Here is a 19362-nt window from a genome sequence, read left to right on the forward strand (position 1 = left end):
TCCTTTATTTGTGCTAAGGTTTCAAGACAACTTTGATGTTCTTGTCTTCTTTTTTGTCAAAAATCTCATACGCTTTGGCAGCATCAGCTAAAGGCATCGTGTGGGTGATGATCTGTGACGGGTCAAACAAGCCGTCCGCAATCATATCATAAATTTTTGGCATCAAATGGATCACAGGTGCTTGCCCGTGTTTGACATCGATGTTGCGCATAAAGAATTCTTGCAATGGATAAGAAGAAGCTGGTGTCATGTAAACGCCAGTGATTTGGACGGTACCAAATTTTTTGACTGCTTTGGCGGCCATCTGGATCGGTGAGATCGTTCCACTTTGCAAGCTGACTAGGTTTTTGGCTTTTTCTTTGACGGGTTCTAAACCATCCATCCCAACACAGTCGATGATCACATCAGCGCCACCTTTGGTCAGCTCATACAGTTCATCAGCACTAGTAGCCAAATCATCCAATTGGAATGTTTCGACTTGATTGTAGCTGCTGGCTTTTTCTAAGCGATGAGCAACAGGATCCACGGCAATCACCCGCTTAGCGCCTGCCATCACGGCAAATTTTTGGGCAAACAACCCAACTGGGCCTGAGCCTAAGACGATCACGGTATCATCCTTTTTGACGCCAGCGTTTTGGACGCTCCAATACGCTGTAGGTAAGATGTCAGATAAAAACAATACTTTTTCATCAGGGATCGTTGATTCAGGTACGATAAACGAGGTGAAATCTGCGAAAGGTACGCGCAAGAATTCGGCTTGACCGCCCCAGTGGTTACCGTTCATTTTTCCGAAACCGAATAAGCCGCCATACAATGTATCTTCTGAAGAATTGTCGCATTGACTTTCCATTTCATTTTGACAAAAGTGGCAATGCCCGCACCCGATATTGAAAGGGATGACGACACGGTCGCCTTTTTTTAGTTTCTGTACTTGACTGCCAACTTCTTCAACAATACCCATTGGTTCGTGACCAACGACATAGCCTTCTTCCAAGACCGAGCCGCCATGGTGGTAAAGGTGGAGATCAGAGCCGCAGATTGCGGTTGCGGTGATTCGGATGATCGCATCCGTCGGTTCTAAAATCGTTGGATCTTCTACACGTCGAACGTCCATTTTTTGATTTCCTTGCCAGGTTACTGCTTGCATCATTTTTCCTCCTTGTTTGTTCAGATAAGTTCGGACAATCACTAATTTTTTCAACAACACGTTTTTACTTTTTAGTAACAGATAATTTAATTCTGCAAGGATTTTAAGGATTTGACAACGAAAACGCTCAAAACGGTTGATTTGTTTTTTCTTCATCAATGGTTTAAAAAAGAAAAACAGATGATTTGCTAAAAAAGTGAAAGCGTGACACTATTAAAGTGAAGCATGCAAGCGTTACGAGTATCTAACGGAACCTGCATCAACCAGTGACAAGAAATGAGGAGGGATGATCATGGATCTAACGATTCGAGGAAAGGCTTCCTGCACCAATTGCAATGAAAACTTTGATGGGAAGCTGGTCGTTCATTTACAAGAAGACAGCGAGGGGCAATTAACCATGGTACCACCGTTGGAAACGAATGAATTGGCAGAAGATGAAATCGCTATTCATTATGCTTACGGGGAAGTGAAGGAAGCCATCGAAGGAACCTTCGTATGTCCAAACTGTCAGACTGAAAATGAGGTTCGGATTGAAATTCCGACCGAGCTATTAGATGGCTCAATGAATTAAATGAATAATCAAATTGAAAAAGCTCTCTGTTCCTTGAACAGGGAGCTTTCGTTACCTATTGGTCATTGGTTTGTTTTGTGCCATCAATGATTTCGACATTGAAGTCTCGTAAGATGTCGAGTCCTTGTGACTCGTGGTTTTTACCAGCGACTAATGTTTTATTGATAGTAAAATCAGCGTCAGGAAAGGCGCTTTGGATCTCGATGGTATTGGAAAGGACACAGATGTTGGTTTCAACACCAGTGATTTCGATTTTCTTTTCTTCTCCAGGTTCAAATAGATTTTTCTTAATGTCGATCAAGACCTCAGGTGGAATACTGTAATAGTATTTCTTGACGACTTTTTCATTTTCGAGAGGCTTAAGTTCTGGGATCAGCTGCAGGGCATCGGCTTCTTCATCAGGCGTTCCTTTGACTTCGATTGGAATGTCGCGGGTGTGTAAAATGTACTCCCCATTCACCCGCGCTTGTTCTAGGCGCTTGGCGATTCGTTTGACGAGAGCGGCGCCATCTGGCACATACGCTTCGTTCTCTTCATCGAGAATTTGGTTTTGCATATCGACAATGACTAGCATGTAGTTACTCCCTTTCTATAAACATCGTTTTTCAAATGGTCTGACGTGAAGTTGAAAAATAGGTGCTATTTCTATGATGCCCCACTTTCTTTATATTTTCAAAGAAAACGCTCTTCTTGTCGAGAAACGGTAAAAACGTTATTTTTTTATTCGAATCACGATGCTTTTTATTTGCTGAAAAGAAGAAGTAGTGATAGCTTTTAAATAGTACATTAAAAATAAATGAAAGTAGGTTAGGTTAAATGAGAAAGTTATTTTATATGGGGACTTTGCTTTTTTCAGTTGGTGTACTAGCGGCAGGATGCGGCAACAGTGAAACCGCTGATTCCTCGGGGAATGAGTCAGCAGATGGCAAAACGACGTTGGACTTTTGGTCCTTCTGGGGGTCTGGTGCAAGACAAGAAGTAATTGAAGAAATTATTGATGATTTTAATGCGTCACAAGATAAAATCGAGGTCAAATACAGCTACCAGCCTTGGGGCGATATTTGGACAAAATCACTGTCGTCGATCACTGCTGGCAATCCGCCTGATGTTATTGTACAAGATATCAATTCTGTTGCTCAGCGGGCAGAAGCGCAGCAAGCAACGAATTTAAGCGAGTATATCGAAGAGGGATTTTCTGATGAATTTTATCCGCAATTATGGGATACAGTGGAATACGAAGGGGATGCCTATGCCGTTCCTTTCAATACAGATACGCAAGTGATTTTCTACAATAAGACACTCTTTAAAGAGGCTGGTATCAGTGAAGAGCAACTGCCACAAACGTGGGAGGAGTTAGAAACAGTTGCTCGGAAATTAGATGTCAAAAACGGTGATGACTTTGAGCGGATCGGCTTTTACCCATTGTGGAATTTAGGCGCTGACGTGTGGGCGTTGAATGCCGACGATGGCGTCAGCTGGTTTGACAAGGACGAGAACGTCAAAATCGATACAGACAACAAAGTGGAAGCGTTGGAATGGATCTTAGACTGGCAAGAGTATTATGGTCAAGATACCATCAATCGCTTAGAAGCTGAATTTGGTTCAGGGGTTGCCGATCCATTCATTTCTGGATTAGTGGCGATGCGTGCGCAAAACATCAACTACTACTCAAGTTTGGCGGAAAATGCACCAGATGACTTTGAATTTGGGGTCATTCAAATTCCTGAAAAAGAAAGCGGCTCTGGTCACTGGTCATGGGGCGGCGGGTTCGTCCTAGAAGTGCCATACGGTGCCAAAGATCCTGAAGCGTCCTATGAGTTTATCAAATACTTGTCGACACCAGAAGTTCAAGAGAAATTTGGTGAGAAGAGCTTTGATATCATGGCGAATCGGACAGCCAACGAAAACTTGGTCAACAACGACAATCTAGATGAAAACGGCCAAATGATCTACCAAATGGCGGATGAAAACTTTGCCAATACGGTGATCACGCCTGTGCCATTGACAGCGCCTGACTTCAGCAGTCTTGTCAATGAACAGATCGACCAAATCATGCTAGGTAGCAAAACACCGGCTGAAGGGTTGGCAGATGCGCAAAAAGCGGTGGAAGATCTTGTTGAGCAAAACAAATAAACCTCAAAACGAGCGTTTTTAAAAAAGAAGCAAAGTCCAGTCGGTTAGCGGACTGGGCTTTGCTTTCTGCTTTGCGAAGCGGACATGTTTTCTTGAACAAACAATGAGTAAAAATAGAATGGAGTGGAAGGAATGCCAAAGAAGCGTTCAAAAAGTAAACGGCAAGAAGCTCTTTGGGGCTACTTCTTCGTAGCACCATTTTTGCTTGGGTTCGTGGTGTTTATGTTAGGGCCCATGCTGTTTTCCTTCGTAGGAAGCTTTACCGATTACAATCTGACTTCGAAAATGAATTTTATCGGCTTTAAGAACTTTACCCGCATGTTCACGCAAGATACCCTGTTTTGGAAATCTCTCTATAACACGGCGTATTTTGTACTCTTCAATGTTCCCTTAACCACGTTGTTCAGTGTCTTTCTAGCCACGTTATTGAATCAAAAAATCCGCGGAATCAGTTTCTTCCGAACCACCTTTTACTTGCCAGCGATCCTTTCAGGGGTTGCCGTCTACGTCTTATGGATGCAATTATTATCTCCTTCCGCAGGATTGATCAATACCTTCTTGAGCTGGTTCAATATCAAAGGTCCAGCATGGCTGTTTGATCCCGAATGGACGAAACCAGCGTTGATTTTGATGAAGATTTGGAGTTCGGGGGGCGCGATGCTCTTGTATCTAGCTACCTTGCAAAATATTTCACCGACGCTGTACGAATCGGCTGAGATCGATGGGGCGGGAGTCTGGGCGAAATTCAAAAATATTACGATCCCTTTAATCACGCCAATCATCTTCTATGATGTGATTACTTCAACGATCGGTTCTTTTCAAATTTTCCAAGAAGCATACGTGATGACCAAAAATGGTACCGGCGGTCCTGCAAATTCGCTGCTCTTCTATAATTTGCATATGTGGAACAAAGCCTTCGTCGCCTTTGATATGGGCTATGCGATGGCCATGTCGATGATCTTGTTCTTGATCGTCTTAGTCTTGACCTTTATCAATCTCAAGCTGGCACCACGCTGGGTTCACTATACCGGAGGTGGCAGCTAATGGAAATGACGACAAAAACACGAAGCAAATCAAGCCAACAGCGAGTCAAAAAAATCATCAGCTATGTGGTGATGTCGATCATCGGGATCGTGCTGTTGATTCCGTTGCTGTGGATGGTCTTTACGTCATTGAAACCGATGGAGGAGATCGTGCGCTACCCGCCGACCTTTTTCCCAGAAGAAATCAATCTTGGCAATTATTTGGAGACCATCAACGCCTTTCCATTTTGGCAGTATGCAAAAAATACGTTATTCATTACCGTCTTAGTGGTCTTCGGGAATGTCTTATCAAATTCCTTCATTGCTTATGGATTTGCAAAATTGGCCTTTCCAGGAAAAAATCTGATCTTTGCCCTCGTCTTGTCTACAATGATGATTCCTGGCTTTGTGACGATGATCCCGCAATATGTCTTGTTTTCCAAAATCGGCTGGGTCGGCACCTATCTGCCGCTGATCGTTCCAGCGTTTTTCGGCAACGCCTTTAACATTTTCTTGATGCGGCAGTTTTACTTGTCCGTCAACAATGAATTGATCGAAGCCGCTAAGATCGATGGCGCCAATCATCTTTATATTTGGAGCCATCTAATGATCCCATTGACGAAACCCGCGCTGATCACGATTGCCATCAACTCCTTCAATGGGGCATGGAATGATTTCTTAGGCCCATTACTGTATATTCAAAACCAAGAAAAGTACACGCTGCAGATTGGCCTGCAAGTTTTCCAAAATCAATCAACCACCCAGTGGAACTACTTGATGGCAGGAGCAACGCTTGTGCTATTGCCGACGATCTTGCTGTTCTTCCTCGCTCAACGCTACTTTATTGAGGGAATGGATCTGACGGGAGGTTCCAAAGGATGAGAACAAAAGTTACCCCGCAACGCTTAAACCAAGCGCTGTTGACTGGCATCAACTGGCTTCCGCATTTACTGGTTTTACAAGGCATGTGGCTGTTGTATTCCTTGCCTTTGATCACGAGTACCACTGCTAGTCGAGCATTGATCGAGACGTTGACGGAACTGCGTAACGATGGCTTGGAGGCAAGCAGCAAAGCTCGTTTTCAGCAGGCATTTCATCAACAGTGGACAACAAGAAAAGGGCAAGACCGTTTGCTCAGTCTATTCTTCCTGCTGCTTTTGGCCGACAGCTTTATCCTTAGCCGTTTGCAGCACCCGCTGTTTCAGATCGCTAGTTACGCGTTAGCGTTCACCTTTGGCTTGTTTTGCTTGGTCTTACTTTATCAAACGAGGCTGCTTCACACCTATCCGCAGCAGCCCAGCTCATTGTTTTATAGTTTTTATCAGTTTGCTCGTTCACCCAAACGAGTACAGGCACATCTTTTAGCAACAGTGACGCTTGTCTTGACCTTTTTCCTGTTTGGTCCTGTCTACTTATTGGTCTTAGGGATCAGCACCTTGTATCTGGTCAATGTCGTGCTCTGTGACCGAGCGCTCAAATAGAAAACAAATGGGTATCCCGAAACTTCCTTAGTGAAAAGCCAAGGAGTTTCGGTTTTTTTGTGAAAAGAAGGTTGACAGGGTCAAAAATTATGCCTATGCTGAATGTAAATTTAGTAAACAGTAAACAGATGAGGTGCAATTATGGCAAGTATGAGAGATATCGCGAAATTAGCCGGGGTGTCGGTAGCAAGTGTTTCTAGAATCCTTAACAATGATGAAACCTTCAGTATCAATGAACACACGCGTCAGCGAGTCATTGAGATCGCCAACCAAATGAACTACTCAAAAGAAAAAAATCAATCCCATTCCCGTGACGTCGGCGACCAAAACACGATTGCCATCATTACCCGCCACGATCGAGAGTCGGAAAGAAACGATCCGTATTTTATGATGATCCGCAATGGGATCGAAAAGGAAGCGGCGAAGTGGCGCTTAAAAACGATTCGGGCCTTTTCCATGCGGGAGCCTCAAAAAGATTTGGCACAATTGGCGAAGTATGGCGCAGTCATTATTATTGGAGAGATGACCAGCGATGCTTTGGCAGAGATCAGTCAGCAAAATGCCAATATTATCCTGGTGGATAATTATAGTGAAGCACCCAGCTACGATTGCATCCAAACCGATTTTGCCCAAAAGACTCACCAGATCCTCACGTTGTTAAAAGAGAAGGGCCATGAGAATATTGCCTTTGTGGGCGGTGTTGCCAGCCGAGTGACGATTTCTGGCGAAGTCGTTTACGATGAACAAGAGATTCGAGCAGAAAATTATCGCCAATGGATGCTGCTCAATAAATTGGAAAAGTTCACAACCGTGCTGCAGGGGAAATGGTCACCAGAGACTGGTTTGCATTTTGGTCAGCAGATCGCGCAAATGAATCCTCGCCCCACAGCGATCGTCGTTGCCAGCGATCCTATGGCTGTCGGGGTTTACAAGGCACTCGCTGAAGCGGGGCTATCAATTCCTAAAGATGTGTCAGTCGTTAGTTTTGATGATATCGAAATGGCGCAATTTATGACGCCCGCACTGTCTTCCGTCAAGATGAAAGCTGAAGAGATGGGGCAGATGAGTGTCGAATTAGCGAAAAATAAAATCCTTGGGGTGCGGACGATGCCTGTTCGCGTCGTTTGTGGCAGTGAATTGATCATTAGAGAATCGATTGCCGAAAAAGATCAGTGACGTCTGATCTTTTTTTATTTTAGGGGTTGTGTAAACATTAACTAAACAACTATACTGATTGTAGTAAACGTTTACAGTTAAAAATAAAGGAGAAAACGAAATGAAGTTTATTGATAAATTAGCCGAAAAGATGGTGCCTTTTGCTCAGATCATTGCCAACAACAAATACTTGTTAAGTCTTCGTGATGGGTTTATGGTCGCTTTTCCTGCAACAATGTTTGCGTCAATTATGATTATTATTCAAAATCTGCCTGCTACTTTCGGACTCTCGGAAAAACTTCCAGAGGGATTCATCACGTTTCTAAACGACTTTTTTGGTCCTATCGGAAATGCGACCATGAGTATCACCGCTATTTTCGTTGTTTTTGGGATCGGCTATCAGTTGGCTGGCAAGTATGGACAAGCCAAATTATTTGCGGGTGCCATCTCACTGTCTTCGTTTTTGATGCTGCTGCCTTTTGGCTCATCCGAAGAGTTAGGTACAGTGATCCCCTTGTCGAAATTAGGGGCTGAGGGAATGTTTGTCGGAATCATCACGGCCATTATCGCTACGCAGATCTATTGCAAAATCAGTGCGGCTGGGCTGACGATCAAAATGCCAGATTCGGTTCCGCCAATGATCGCAGAATCCTTTGTCGCCATCATTCCTGGTGCGGCACCGTTGTTCCTTTTCAATTTGATCCGCTACTTGTTCACCTTTACTTCATGGGGCAATGCCGTTGATTTCGTTTATGAGATTTTGCAAAAACCATTGATGGGCTTAGGCGGTACGTTGCCAGCAGTACTGATCGCCGTCTTGTTCACCCAATTCTTCTGGTGGTTTGGGATTCACGGGACACTAGTGGTCAATGCGGTGATCGATCCAATCATGAATGCGTTAGCGATTGAAAACTATGAAGCTTACAAAGCAGGGGCTGAACAATTGCCCCATATCATTAACACTACGTTTATGGGCGTGTTCGTCAATCAAGGAATGCAGCTGGGGATCTCGATTACAATGGCCTTCTTTATCGCTCGTTCGATTCGGATGAAAAAATTAATGAAGACGGTGATCGCTCCATCTGTTTTCAACGTATCTGAACCGATGACCTTTGGTTTGCCGATCGTCTTGAACCCGATCGCTTTTGTCCCATGGATCTTAGCGCCATTAGCCAGTACGACGATCTCTTACTTTGCGATTGCCGCAGGCTTGGTGCCAAGACCAATTGGAGCAACGGTTGTTTGGACGACCCCGGTCTTCTTATCTGGTTGGTTAGGCACGGGTTCTGTTGCCGGCGCAATCTTACAGTTAGTGACGGTTGCCGTAATGACCTTGATCTGGGTGCCATTCTTGATCGTAATGGATCGCGGGTACTTGAAAGAAGAAAAAGCGGAAGCGGCATTAAATGAACAAGCGGCATCTGAAACGATCAATCAAAGGGTAGAAGAAAGATAAGCCCAGAAACGGAAAGGAATGCAATAGCGCACCCTTTAGAAAGGAATTTGTGATGAGAACCGATACATTGTCTTGCAGTTATCAAATGAATACCACACCTACGGACTTTTCCCGTGTGTTATTGGCGGAACAAGAGAAATTCTTTCTAGCCAAACAAGCCCAAGAACCGTTCGGGGAAGGCTGCCGTATTGAAACGATGATCCAAACCAAAACCGCCCCGCGGTTGGTACCTGCCGTCATGACGGTCAAAAAAATTGCCGTGGATGAGCTGTGGCTTCGTACGATCCATGAAGAAGGAGTGATCGATCAACGGTACAGTTTTGCACCAGGCCGAAAAGGGAAGCTGCAAGTCACGTATTCGGAACAAAGCCGTTTTGCGCAGCAGAAAACAACCTACAGTTTTATGCTGGCGGCGCTGTTTTACAAATTCTTTTTCAATCGCGGCGTCAAAAAACGCTTGCGTTATCTTGAAGCAGCTTGTCAACGAGTAGGGACAAATGAAAAAAATGGGGAAAATTGAGGATAGCAATGATAGAAATTAGGAATGAACAACTCTTTCACTTATACAATGAAAAAATCAGTTATATCATAAATGTGTTACCAAATCAGCAACTGGGTCATGTCTATTTTGGGCCATCTCTAGGCACACTGGCGCCGTTTGATCAAGCGTACCTTGAGAAAAAAGAGAATAAATCGGCAGGAACCGTCAAATTTTTTGAAGCAGACAATCTTTTTACCTTGGCGGACCGTTTTCAAGAATTGCCAACGTATGGGACTTCTGATTTTCGAGAAGGGGCAGTGTCGGTTTTTGAGGAAGAAACCCCTCTTTATGTTGATTTTAAACTTGTGGCTTTTCACTGTTTTGAGGGCAAAGAACGAAAGCTGGCGCAACCAGCCAGCTTTGCTTCTGCTGATGAAAGCCAAAGCATCGTCTTTGAATTAGTAGATCAAGAGCGGCAGCTGGAAATGGCGATCACCTATACGATCTTCAAAGGATCAGGAACCATCACGCGGCAGCAAACACTGACCAATACGGGGAGCAAGCCGAGAACCATCCAGCGCTTTTTAAGTGGTGTCTTGGAGCTGAAAAATCGCGATTTTGAACTGCTGCATCTTTCAGGCGCATGGCTGAAAGAACGGCATATCAAGACGGTCCCTTTGACCCAAGGGACGATCAGTGTCGGCTCGTTAAAAGGAGCGTCTGGTCATCAGCACAATCCTTTTGTCGCCTTAAAAGAACAGCAAGCCACCAATGACACTGGTCACGTCTATTGTGCCAACCTGATTTATTCGGGCAACTTTTTGGCGCAAGCGGAAATGGATGAATGGGACAACGTTCGATTGATGTTGGGGATACATCCTGAGCATTTCAGCTGGCAGCTTTCACAAGGAGAAACTTTTGAAGCCCCAGAATGTCTCTTCACCTTCACCGCTGCTGGTCTGAATGGCTTGAGTCAAGAATCCGCCCAATTTATCGAAAAGCATGTGATTGCCCCTTATTGGCAAAAGCGGCAGCGGCCGATCGTCTTTAATAATTGGGAAGCGACTTATTTTGATTTTAATGAAGAAAAGCTGTTGACCTTAGCCCAAGAAAGCAAGGCGTTAGGGATGGAGTGCTTTGTGCTGGATGATGGTTGGTTTGGAAAACGTAACAACGACCGCAGTTCATTAGGCGATTGGGTGGCGGACTCTGCCAAATTTCCAAATGGAATCGGGTCTTTTGCTGAGAAAATTCATGCCATGCAGCTGCAACTGGGGATTTGGTTTGAACCAGAAATGGTTTCGCCGGATAGTCAGTTGTACCAAGAGCATCCTGAGTGGGTAGTCAAGCATCCTTATGAGCGGATCTCTGTGGGGCGCGGACAATACGTGTTGGATTTTGCCAATCCAGCAGTGGTCGAGGCGATTTTCGAAGCGATGCAAAAAGTGATCCTTGAAACCAAGCTAGATTACATCAAATGGGATATGAACCGCAATATCACTGAAGCTTACTCTCACTATTTAGCAGAACAGGGGATTTCTCAGACGGAGTTTTATCATCGCTACATTTTAGGTCTTTATCGCTTATATGAAAAAATCTTAGCGGCGTTTCCGACCCTTTTGATCGAAGGCTGTGCTGGCGGCGGGGGCAGATACGATTTAGGGATCTTATTTTACAGTCCGCAGATTTGGCCTAGTGATGATAGTGATGCAGTGGAACGTTTAGCCATCCAAAGCGGAACGTTGTTAGGGTATCCTTTGTCCTCCTTCAGCAATCACGTGTCGGCGGCACCAAACCACCAAGTCGGCCGGGCAACGTCTTTAGACTTTCGGCAAACCGTCGCAATGTTTGGGCCTTTGGGGTATGAACTCGATCTCTTTCATTTGTCTGAAACTGAAAAGCAGGCAATCAAATCCCAAATCGTCTTTTATAAAAAACAGCGGCAATTGCTGACCTTTGGCACTTTTTACCAGCTGCAGCAGTTGGACCATGCCAATGAAACGACTTGGGCGGTGTATGATCCGCAAAACGAAGAAGCCTTGATTGCTTTCTTTCGCGTGTTGGCACAAGCCAATCCGACGGCGGAAGACTTTTTGCCCGCAGCCTTTCTTAATGCCCAACAGGTGTACCAGGTCAATGGCGAAACTGTCTCTGGTCAGCTGTTAAAGCAATTAGGGTTGCGTAAACCCTATCAGTTTAATGCCGTCAACCATGGAACAGCGCAAGTCACTGGCGATTTTCAATCATTTGTCTACCAGTTACAAGCCAAAAAAGGAGTAGAATGATGAGCAATCAATTGTTTGATCAGCAGTTTATGCATGGCGGGGATTACAACCCCGATCAATGGCTGGCTTATCCAGAAATCTTGCAAAAGGATCTTGCCTACATGCAGCAAGCCCATGTCAACACCGTCACATTAGGGGTGTTTGCTTGGAGTGCCTTAGAGCCGCAAGAAGGCGTTTATCAGTTTGACTGGTTGGATCGAGTGTTTGATCAGATCCATGGCATCGGCGGCAAAGTCATTTTGGCCACTCCTAGCGGTGGGCGGCCTCAATGGCTAAGCCAAAAGTATCCTGAAGTCAATCGGACCAACGCCCAAGGGCAAAAACATACCCATGGGTTTCGCCACAATCACTGTTACTCTTCACCGATCTATCGGGAAAAGGTGACGCAAATCAATCAGCAGTTGGCAAAACGTTACGGCAAGCATCCGGCATTAGCCATGTGGCATATCTCCAATGAGTACTCTGGGGAATGCTTTTGCTCCTATTGTCAGGAAAACTGGCGCAGCTGGCTGCAAAAAAAATATGGTGATTTAGCCACGTTGAATCATGCCTGGTGGACTTCTTTTTGGGGCGGTACTTACTCCGATTGGTCGCAGGTTTTACCGCCTTCACCTTTAGGGGAACACAAAGTGCATGGCATGGATCTTGATTGGAAACGATTTGTCACAGATAGGACGATCGATTTTTATTTGCATGAATGTGCGCCGATCCGTCAGCTGACACCGGACATTCCTGTGACGACGAATTTTATGGCGGAAGGACATGCTACCCAAGATTTTATTCCTTTAGAAGGCATTGACTACAGCAAGTTCGCTCGTCATGTGGACATCGTTAGCTGGGATAGTTACCCTGATTGGAACAACAACTTTGAATCCTTGGCAGCGACAGCGATGAAATCCGCCTATGTGCATGACCAGTACTGGTCATTGAAGAAACAGCCCTTTTTAGTGATGGAATGCACGCCGAGTTTTGTTAACTGGCATTCCTTTAATAAAGCGAAAAAGCCTGGTGTCCATCAGTTGAGTGCCATGCAGCAGATCGCTCACGGCTCAGATAGTACCTTGTATTTTCAATGGCGCCAATCCCGCGGCAATTCAGAAAAATTCCATGGGGCAGTCGTGGGACATGATGATTCCACGGAGAATCGGGTCTTCAAAGAAGTTGCGGCTTACGGCAAGCGCTTGGAAAAAATCAAAGAGATTCAAGGAACCACAAGAAAAAAAGCAGTGGCGATCCTTTTTGATTGGGAAAGCAACTGGGCATTGAAGCGAGGCGGCGGGTTTGGTCGACCTACCAGACGGTATCCGCAAACGTTGCAGGAGCATTATCGTTATTTCTGGGAACAAGACATCGCTGTCGATATTTTGACGCCAGAGCAAGATTTTTCTGACTATCAGTTGGTGATCGCTCCGATGCTTTACTTGATGACATCGGAGACGATGGCAAAACTTTGCCAGTATACACAAGCCGGTGGTACCTTGATTTCCAGTTACTTTAGCGGCATGGTCAATGAAACCGACTTGTTGTATCTGGGGGGCTTGCCACAGCCGTTGCGAGGGTTATTAGGCATCAACGTGTTGGAGCTGGAAACTCTTTTTGACACTGAACATAATCAAGTGGTTTTTCAAGGACAGTCCTTTGAAACACGGGACTATTCTGCAATCATCGAAGCCGAAACAGCGGAGGTACTAGGGGAGTATCAAGCGGATTTTTACCAAGGAACACCTGCGATCACCAAAAATACCTTTGGTGCCGGCACCGCCTACTATCTGGCGGCTCGCACCAACTATGACTTTTTCGAACAGTTTTATGCCTCTTTGGTCCGTGAGCTGTCCTTGGCAGAGGAAAGGATCGCGCATGCCAATCCTGCAGTCTCGATCCAAGGCAGGTTCAGTCCAGAACGAACGTACTTTTTCATCATGAATTTTTCTGAGAAAGAGCAGACACTACACTTGATCAAAGAAGTCGTTGATTTAGAGACCAATCAAGCAGTCCCTCAAACAGCAACCTTGGCGCCGTATGAAGTGCGAGTGGTTTATTTTAACAATTAGCTGACCATTGGAAAAAACGTCCCTTTCGACAAATGCAGAAAGGGACGTTTTTTTGATGAAAGGTTTATCAGAAATCATTCTGAATCGGCTGCTTGGTGCTTTTTCATCCATTGAGGCAATGCGGCACTGATTTGTGTCGGCAAAACGACATAGTGCTCTTTTGCCAATGCTTCGCCAATCAGGCTATGGAGATAGACAGCCGCTTGGATCGTTTCCTCTGTTTTTTCAAACTGTGCCAAAAAGCTGGTGATCATGCCTGCCAGCGTATCACCCATCCCACCAGTCGCCATAGCGGGTGTTCCGAGGGGATTTTGGGCGATGTTGCTACCGTAAATTTGTGTGCGATGGCTTTTTAAGACTACCAGACTTCCGAGTTTTTGTTGGGCTTGCTGGTTGTTTTCTTCTGTCTGGTCGGCAATTGCCAGTCCGCTGAGCCGTTGCCATTCCATCTGATGCGGCGTGAAGACGACTTGTTCAGGAAAGGGGATGATCAGCGGATATTTGGCAGCCAAATTGATCGCCGAACCATCGATCACCAACCATTGGTGTTCTTTTTGGGCAGAAACGATCCGCTGCAGCAGATCAAAATTGCTTTTTCCTTCGCCTAATCCAGGACCAATCAGTAGGACGTCTGCCGATTCGGTGACCGTATCGATCAGTTCTGTTTGCTGCCAATCGACAAACATCGCTTCAGGCAAGCGGGCGTGCAGGGCGGTTCGGTTGACGCCATCGGAGATCACGGTGGTCAAACCAGTTCCCCCATACACACAGGCTTGCGCAGCCATTAAGATCGCCCCACCGAATTGGCGGTTGCCCCCTACTAAAACGGCTCGGCCAAAAGTGCCTTTGTGGCTTTTTGTCGGGCGCTGTTGGATCACTTTGGATAAAATTGCAGAATCAAGTTGCTCCATGCAATGACTCCTTTCGTTAATCAAAATCGAGTTATATTTATTATACCTGTTTCCTAGAAATTTCATAGAAAAGACCCATGGAAAAAGGCGCAATTTTTTTTCCTTTTTTGGTTTAAGAGTGTTATCATAAATAGCGAGAACAGAAATGGAGGGAACACTATGACAATCGATTGGAAAAAAGAGGTCGAAGCCCGCAAAGACGATTTGCTGAACGACTTGATTGATCTATTGAAAGTGAAAAGTGAAAGAGAAGATGATAAAGCGACTGCGGATGCGCCATTTGGTCCTGGACCTCGTGATGCGTTGCTACACATGCTAGCTTATGGCGAACGTGATGGCTTCACAGTCAAAAACGTCGATAACTACGCTGGTCACATCGAATTTGGTGAAGGAGACGAAACATTAGGGATCTTCGGCCACATGGATGTTGTTCCTGCAGGTGACGGCTGGTCAACCGATCCTTATGATCCAGTCATCAATGACAACAAAATCTATGCTCGTGGTTCTTCTGATGATAAAGGTCCTTCAATGGCTGCCTATTATGGGATGAAGATCATCAAAGAATTGGGCTTGCCATTATCGAAAAAAATCCGTTTTGTCGTTGGTTCTGATGAAGAAAGCGGCTGGGCAGATATGGATTACTACTTTGAGCATGAAGAAAAGCCTGATTTTGGCTTCTCACCAGATGCCAATTTCCCAATCATCAATGGAGAAAAAGGGAATGTGACATTAGGGATCCATTTCCAAGGCAACAATGAAGGAGACTTCACGCTGCAAAGCTTTACTGCTGGCTTGCGAGAAAATATGGTACCAGGAACGGCAACAGCAAGCTTCATTGCTCCATCAACAGAAGAAGCATTAGCGATCGAAAAAGCCTTTTTCGATTACGTTGAAGCCAATCCAGTGACGGGGACGATTGAAACAGAAAATGAACAAGTGACGATCGAATTAGTCGGTAAAGGTGCTCATGGTGCCAGCCCACAATCAGGAATCAATGCGGGGACTTTCTTAGCAGTCTTCTTAGATAACTATGCCTTTGGCGGCGGCGCAAAACAATTCATCCATGCAGCAGCAGCCTATGTCCATGAAGATTTCTACGGTGAAAAATTAGGTGTGGCGTACGAAGACGAAAAAATGGGTAAATTGACAATGAATGCTGGCTTGTTTGCTTTCAAAGCGAACCAAGCAGGAACGCAAGCAGACAACTTTATCGCATTGAACTTCCGTTATCCTAAAGGCGTAACTGCGGAAGGACTTGAAATCGGTGTGGAACGCACCGTCGGTATGGAAGGGGCAACCGTTACCCGCAATGACCGCAACATGGAACCTCACTACGTGCCAGCAGATGATCCATTGGTAGAAACTTTATTGGCGGTTTATGAAGAACATACCGGCGAAAAAGGCTTCGAACAAATCATCGGCGGCGGCACATACGGCCGTCTATTGAAACGCGGCGTTGCTTATGGCGCAATGTTCCCTGGCTATGTCGACACCATGCACCAAGCCAATGAATTCATGAGCTTGGATGACCTATTCAACGCAGCGGTGATCTATGCAGATGCTATCTACCGTTTGGCACGTTAGATAAATGATTTAATCGTTTTTACTCTTTTTCATTCATCGATAAAAGTTGATAATTCAATAAAGTTGATTTTGAAAAGATGATTGAAAAAGTTGAATATAGAAATAGCGGTGTGATTTTGGTGTGATATTTTTCGAAATATCACCAAAAATCACACCGCTATTTTTAGTATCCATAATTACTACTATTCAGCTGTTTTGATACTATATTGATAACTTCGGTAGCAGTCTCATTTTGAATATGTGTATAGTACTCGGTCATAGTTTTATTTTTATGACCTAAATAAGCTGCAGCGTGTTCTTTAGGAACACCAGCTATTGCGGCTTGAGTTGCGAAAAAGTGTCTCAACATGTGTGGAGAAATTTTTATATTACAGCTTTTTGAAACTTTATCAAATAATCGATTTAATTGACTAGGGACAAATGGATTGCAAGTTGTAGGATTGAGCAAGAGAAAATCATCTTGGTGTAAAATTTGTCCGTAATCTTTTTTTATTTCTTTCGCTTCATGAATGATACATTCAACTGCTTCTGTACCTTTTTTGTCTAAAACAATGTATCTGTGGCTACTTGATGTTTTAAGCCCACCTTTACCGTATTTTTGCGTTCGCTGTGTGCGACTATCCGTAATGTGTAGCGTTGCTAATTCTGGATGGTCACTGTATCGGATTGAAGATAATCGAAGACCACACACTTCACCTCGACGTAGGCCAAATACACAAAGATAAACCATGGAAAACTCGTATTTTGTCAATATTTTCTCTGCCATTTCCATCCATTGTTGATACTCTTGGAGAGATATACGTTTATTTTTCTCAGGAAGAGTGCCACTACCAATAATTATACGTTGTAATCTATTACGTTCGAGAACACCATTGTAAACAGCATCATTCAGTAAGGCCATGAACATAACATGGATTGATTGAACAGATCGTCGTCTCAATTTTTCAAGTTTTTGATTGATAAAAATTTCGTAACTATCTCGTTTTATTTTGTTTAATGGCATATTACCGAATGTAGGTTCAATATGATTTTTAAAAAGGGAATCGTTACTGTATCTTGATTCAACGGACCAGACATGAGTTCTAGTTTTGCGATTTGCATATTCTTTATAGTATTCTGTAACAGTTAATTTTTGAGACCGAATATAATCTATTTCTGATTTATCAATACTCTCTTCAATTTCTCTTAATCTGGCTTTAGCATGTGCAACAGTTTTAAAGCCAGATTCATCAATAATATCTTCTTTACCAGCTATACGTATTTTTTTTCGTATACGGTAACGAGTGCCAGCTTTTATCTCATAAATAAGAATGTTTGGGTATTTTGTTTTTTTATATTTAGCCATTTTATTCTCCTTTTGCTCCCGGACAGAATGCTCTAGAGGATTTTCGACCATCACCTCCTTTAAATTATAAATATCTTTCCATTTCAAGTGGAAGACCATAGTAATTAAGGATATCTCGTTTTGTTGGTTCATAGAGTTCGGTTAGATGTAAACCATTAATCAATAAATGAGTTGCGCCACAATTAGCTTGTGCTTCTATTTTTGAAGTGGATGAGAAGCTATCCGCAGACATATGTGTAGTATTCTCATTTTGATGAAAAATAGCATGGAACAATTCGTGAGCACAGACAAAAAGAGATTTAGAATAAGATAGTTCGGCATTCAAATGTATGAACTTACTGCGATGATTTTTGGTATAAAATCCATATACTTCCTCACCAAAATAGCCATAGAGAATAAAAATCCCTCTCTTTTTTGCTATTTTAAAAGGATCGTTTGTCCCATGCTGTAGTATTAATTTATTGATTGCAGCAGGCACATCGGATAAAAGCATACGAAAATCCTCCCCTAATTGTTACTTTACTTATCACGATATTTTTTAGGAGTATACTTTTTCTTCGCGAGTGCCTTCCCGATTCGCAAAGATTCTTCAATGGAAGAAAGAATTGCAGCTCGAGCTTCGGGAGAGAGTTCTTCAGTATCTTTTGAGAAAGCAATTGCATCGGAATTTTTCATATCTTCGATAATCAGCTCTAATTCTTTTTGGATATCTCTTTCATCTTTTTCAGTGAGATCGTAGTAACGGCGCTTCTCAGTTCTTCCCAATAAGTAATCAGTACTAACGTCAAAAAAATCTGCAACTTTTTGAATTTTGTCTATACCAGGATTTTTTTTATTCCAATTTCTGATACTACCTTGACTTAAATCTAATCTTCGTTCCAACTCCGCTCGAGACATTTTTTTTTCGGCAATTAACCTATCAACGCGTTCTAAAAGCATTTACATCAAGCCTTTCAGCCCACAAATAAATAAAATGGTCTATTTTCCATTATAGTGTTGACAAATGTAATATAGTCCACTATACTATATTTTGTAAGCGAGATATTTACGACACACAAAACCTGTGAGCAATAACTAAATAGTCTCCCCGGATATCAGTAAAGCTCACATTTTGTGTGCTGCATTTTGTATGCTTACATTATGAACTATATTCCATTTATTGTCAACTGAATGGAAAATAAAAATGTAATTAATTCTATTTTGGAGGTGATGGACATGACATTAAAGCAACAAGTAAAAATTGCGCTTATTCAGAAGAAATGGAGCCAACGAGAATTGGCTCGTCGAATGGGTATCTCAATGGCTTATCTTCAAGACATCTTGGCAGAAAACCGAACACCTACTAAACGATTAAAACAAATCGAAGAATTACTAGATATTGATTTAGGAGTGGTTGACCATGAACCTGTTTGCAACTGACTTCGTTGATTCATTCAAAGAAATGTTGAAGTCTGTACTGACGAAAGCTATTCATGAAATTTTAGATGAAATTAGCGATGAAGAAAAATTTCTTCTAAATAGAAAAGAGATTTCAGCAGCTATCGGTTGCGACCCAGATACTTTTGATAAATCGTTTCGTTACCTTGATGGATTTCCTTATCATATAAAAGGAAACACTGAATGTTGGAATAAAAAAGAAGTATTCGAATATTTACACAAGCATAAATTAATTAGATGAGACTCCCGGACAGAGTGTTGTCGATAAAGAAGTATTGAAGGGTGATATTCATTTTGAATCAT

The 19362-nt window shown here is 43.4% G+C and carries 19 protein-coding genes; 13 read left to right on the forward strand and 6 right to left on the reverse strand.

The features are described from left to right. Positions 1-13 precede the first annotated feature (13 nt). Positions 14-1147: an alcohol dehydrogenase catalytic domain-containing protein gene (locus IGK61_RS04850; RefSeq protein ID WP_074534994.1), complete on the reverse strand. Its 1134-nt coding sequence runs from the start codon at positions 1145-1147 to the stop codon at positions 14-16. A gap of 286 nt (positions 1148-1433) precedes the next feature. Here IGK61_RS04850 and IGK61_RS04855 point away from each other — a divergent pair, with 286 nt between their 5' ends. After that, a complete protein-coding gene (locus tag IGK61_RS04855; RefSeq protein WP_026008050.1) occupies positions 1434-1718 on the forward strand; it encodes a hypothetical protein in 285 nt (94 codons plus the stop codon). A gap of 55 nt (positions 1719-1773) precedes the next feature. Here the strand turns inward: IGK61_RS04855 and IGK61_RS04860 are convergent, their stop codons facing one another. Then, a complete protein-coding gene (locus IGK61_RS04860) occupies positions 1774-2292 on the reverse strand; it encodes an isochorismatase family cysteine hydrolase (protein WP_074534995.1) in 519 nt (172 codons plus the stop codon). A gap of 242 nt (positions 2293-2534) precedes the next feature. Here IGK61_RS04860 and IGK61_RS04865 point away from each other — a divergent pair, with 242 nt between their 5' ends. From IGK61_RS04865 to IGK61_RS04905, 9 genes are all read left to right on the forward strand, one after another. Continuing rightward, positions 2535-3851 (forward strand): ABC transporter substrate-binding protein, encoded by a 1317-nt coding sequence (locus IGK61_RS04865; RefSeq protein WP_008379010.1) that lies wholly within the window; start codon positions 2535-2537, stop codon positions 3849-3851. 132 nt (positions 3852-3983) lie between these two features. Then, positions 3984-4895, forward strand: coding sequence for a carbohydrate ABC transporter permease (locus IGK61_RS04870; RefSeq protein ID WP_005234717.1), 912 nt, complete (start codon positions 3984-3986; stop codon positions 4893-4895). Then, a complete protein-coding gene (locus IGK61_RS04875) occupies positions 4895-5755 on the forward strand; it encodes a carbohydrate ABC transporter permease (RefSeq protein ID WP_005225484.1) in 861 nt (286 codons plus the stop codon). Before IGK61_RS04870 ends, IGK61_RS04875 begins: the two co-directional genes overlap by 1 nt. After that, positions 5752-6354, forward strand: coding sequence for a hypothetical protein (locus IGK61_RS04880; protein ID WP_074534996.1), 603 nt, complete (start codon positions 5752-5754; stop codon positions 6352-6354). The genes IGK61_RS04875 and IGK61_RS04880 overlap by 4 nt, the downstream gene beginning before the upstream one ends. A gap of 141 nt (positions 6355-6495) precedes the next feature. Continuing rightward, positions 6496-7530: a LacI family DNA-binding transcriptional regulator gene (locus IGK61_RS04885; RefSeq protein WP_074534997.1), complete on the forward strand. Its 1035-nt coding sequence runs from the start codon at positions 6496-6498 to the stop codon at positions 7528-7530. A 100-nt stretch (positions 7531-7630) separates the two neighbouring features. Further along, positions 7631-8965 carry a PTS sugar transporter subunit IIC gene (locus IGK61_RS04890; protein ID WP_008379001.1) on the forward strand — a complete coding sequence of 445 codons (1335 nt, stop codon included), beginning with the start codon at positions 7631-7633 and terminating at the stop codon, positions 8963-8965. 52 nt (positions 8966-9017) lie between these two features. Continuing rightward, positions 9018-9485: a hypothetical protein gene (locus IGK61_RS04895; RefSeq protein ID WP_074534998.1), complete on the forward strand. Its 468-nt coding sequence runs from the start codon at positions 9018-9020 to the stop codon at positions 9483-9485. A gap of 8 nt (positions 9486-9493) precedes the next feature. Further along, on the forward strand, positions 9494-11731 hold the full coding sequence (locus IGK61_RS04900; protein WP_074534999.1) for an alpha-galactosidase: 2238 nt from the start codon (positions 9494-9496) through the stop codon (positions 11729-11731). Continuing rightward, a complete protein-coding gene (locus IGK61_RS04905) occupies positions 11728-13782 on the forward strand; it encodes a beta-galactosidase (RefSeq protein ID WP_081343843.1) in 2055 nt (684 codons plus the stop codon). Before IGK61_RS04900 ends, IGK61_RS04905 begins: the two co-directional genes overlap by 4 nt. A 74-nt stretch (positions 13783-13856) precedes the next feature. Here IGK61_RS04905 and IGK61_RS04910 read toward each other — a convergent pair whose 3' ends face one another. Continuing rightward, the gene (locus tag IGK61_RS04910; RefSeq protein ID WP_074535001.1) at positions 13857-14693 is read right to left on the reverse strand and encodes an NAD(P)H-hydrate dehydratase; all 837 of its coding nucleotides are present in this window, start codon (positions 14691-14693) and stop codon (positions 13857-13859) included. 159 nt (positions 14694-14852) lie between these two features. Here IGK61_RS04910 and pepV point away from each other — a divergent pair, with 159 nt between their 5' ends. Further along, entirely contained in the window at positions 14853-16277 is a 1425-nt protein-coding gene (gene pepV / locus IGK61_RS04915) for a dipeptidase PepV (protein ID WP_221692873.1), read from the forward strand. A 163-nt stretch (positions 16278-16440) separates the two neighbouring features. On the opposite strand, the gene IGK61_RS04920 is transcribed toward pepV, so the two are convergent. From IGK61_RS04920 to IGK61_RS04930, 3 genes are all read right to left on the reverse strand, one after another. Then, a complete protein-coding gene (locus tag IGK61_RS04920; protein ID WP_438844701.1) occupies positions 16441-17622 on the reverse strand; it encodes a tyrosine-type recombinase/integrase in 1182 nt (393 codons plus the stop codon). Between the two features lie 64 nt (positions 17623-17686). Further along, positions 17687-18115, reverse strand: coding sequence for an ImmA/IrrE family metallo-endopeptidase (locus IGK61_RS04925; RefSeq protein WP_438844702.1), 429 nt, complete (start codon positions 18113-18115; stop codon positions 17687-17689). Positions 18116-18141: 26 nt separating this feature from the next. After that, on the reverse strand, positions 18142-18561 hold the full coding sequence (locus IGK61_RS04930) for a helix-turn-helix domain-containing protein (RefSeq protein WP_171918065.1): 420 nt from the start codon (positions 18559-18561) through the stop codon (positions 18142-18144). Positions 18562-18837: 276 nt separating this feature from the next. On the opposite strand from IGK61_RS04930, the gene IGK61_RS04935 reads away from it, so the two are divergent. Together IGK61_RS04935 and IGK61_RS04940 are read left to right on the forward strand one after the other, a co-directional pair. Then, positions 18838-19041: a helix-turn-helix domain-containing protein gene (locus tag IGK61_RS04935; RefSeq protein WP_438844703.1), complete on the forward strand. Its 204-nt coding sequence runs from the start codon at positions 18838-18840 to the stop codon at positions 19039-19041. Beyond that, positions 19022-19300 (forward strand): hypothetical protein, encoded by a 279-nt coding sequence (locus IGK61_RS04940; RefSeq protein ID WP_438844704.1) that lies wholly within the window; start codon positions 19022-19024, stop codon positions 19298-19300. Before IGK61_RS04935 ends, IGK61_RS04940 begins: the two co-directional genes overlap by 20 nt. The last annotated feature ends 62 nt before the right edge of the window (positions 19301-19362 follow it).

The sequence above is a fragment of the Enterococcus sp. AZ063 genome, from assembly GCF_051715045.1.
GTDB classification, from domain to species: Bacteria; Bacillota; Bacilli; order Lactobacillales; family Enterococcaceae; genus Enterococcus_D; species Enterococcus_D casseliflavus.

Bases quoted from the DNA above. Each gene is read 5' to 3' on its own strand.
- IGK61_RS04850 (WP_074534994.1), bottom strand. From the start codon at position 1,147: ATGCAAGCAGTAACCTGGCAAGGAAATCAAAAAATGGACGTTCGACGT.
- IGK61_RS04855 (WP_026008050.1), top strand. From the start codon at position 1,434: ATGATCATGGATCTAACGATTCGAGGAAAGGCTTCCTGCACCAATTGC.
- IGK61_RS04860 (WP_074534995.1), bottom strand. From the start codon at position 2,292: ATGCTAGTCATTGTCGATATGCAAAACCAAATTCTCGATGAAGAGAAC.
- IGK61_RS04865 (WP_008379010.1), top strand. From the start codon at position 2,535: ATGAGAAAGTTATTTTATATGGGGACTTTGCTTTTTTCAGTTGGTGTA.
- IGK61_RS04870 (WP_005234717.1), top strand. From the start codon at position 3,984: ATGCCAAAGAAGCGTTCAAAAAGTAAACGGCAAGAAGCTCTTTGGGGC.
- IGK61_RS04875 (WP_005225484.1), top strand. From the start codon at position 4,895: ATGGAAATGACGACAAAAACACGAAGCAAATCAAGCCAACAGCGAGTC.
- IGK61_RS04880 (WP_074534996.1), top strand. From the start codon at position 5,752: ATGAGAACAAAAGTTACCCCGCAACGCTTAAACCAAGCGCTGTTGACT.
- IGK61_RS04885 (WP_074534997.1), top strand. From the start codon at position 6,496: ATGGCAAGTATGAGAGATATCGCGAAATTAGCCGGGGTGTCGGTAGCA.
- IGK61_RS04890 (WP_008379001.1), top strand. From the start codon at position 7,631: ATGAAGTTTATTGATAAATTAGCCGAAAAGATGGTGCCTTTTGCTCAG.
- IGK61_RS04895 (WP_074534998.1), top strand. From the start codon at position 9,018: ATGAGAACCGATACATTGTCTTGCAGTTATCAAATGAATACCACACCT.
- IGK61_RS04900 (WP_074534999.1), top strand. From the start codon at position 9,494: ATGATAGAAATTAGGAATGAACAACTCTTTCACTTATACAATGAAAAA.
- IGK61_RS04905 (WP_081343843.1), top strand. From the start codon at position 11,728: ATGATGAGCAATCAATTGTTTGATCAGCAGTTTATGCATGGCGGGGAT.
- IGK61_RS04910 (WP_074535001.1), bottom strand. From the start codon at position 14,693: ATGGAGCAACTTGATTCTGCAATTTTATCCAAAGTGATCCAACAGCGC.
- pepV (WP_221692873.1), top strand. From the start codon at position 14,853: ATGACAATCGATTGGAAAAAAGAGGTCGAAGCCCGCAAAGACGATTTG.
- IGK61_RS04920 (WP_438844701.1), bottom strand. From the start codon at position 17,622: ATGGCTAAATATAAAAAAACAAAATACCCAAACATTCTTATTTATGAG.
- IGK61_RS04925 (WP_438844702.1), bottom strand. From the start codon at position 18,115: ATGCTTTTATCCGATGTGCCTGCTGCAATCAATAAATTAATACTACAG.
- IGK61_RS04930 (WP_171918065.1), bottom strand. From the start codon at position 18,561: ATGCTTTTAGAACGCGTTGATAGGTTAATTGCCGAAAAAAAAATGTCT.
- IGK61_RS04935 (WP_438844703.1), top strand. From the start codon at position 18,838: ATGACATTAAAGCAACAAGTAAAAATTGCGCTTATTCAGAAGAAATGG.
- IGK61_RS04940 (WP_438844704.1), top strand. From the start codon at position 19,022: ATGAACCTGTTTGCAACTGACTTCGTTGATTCATTCAAAGAAATGTTG.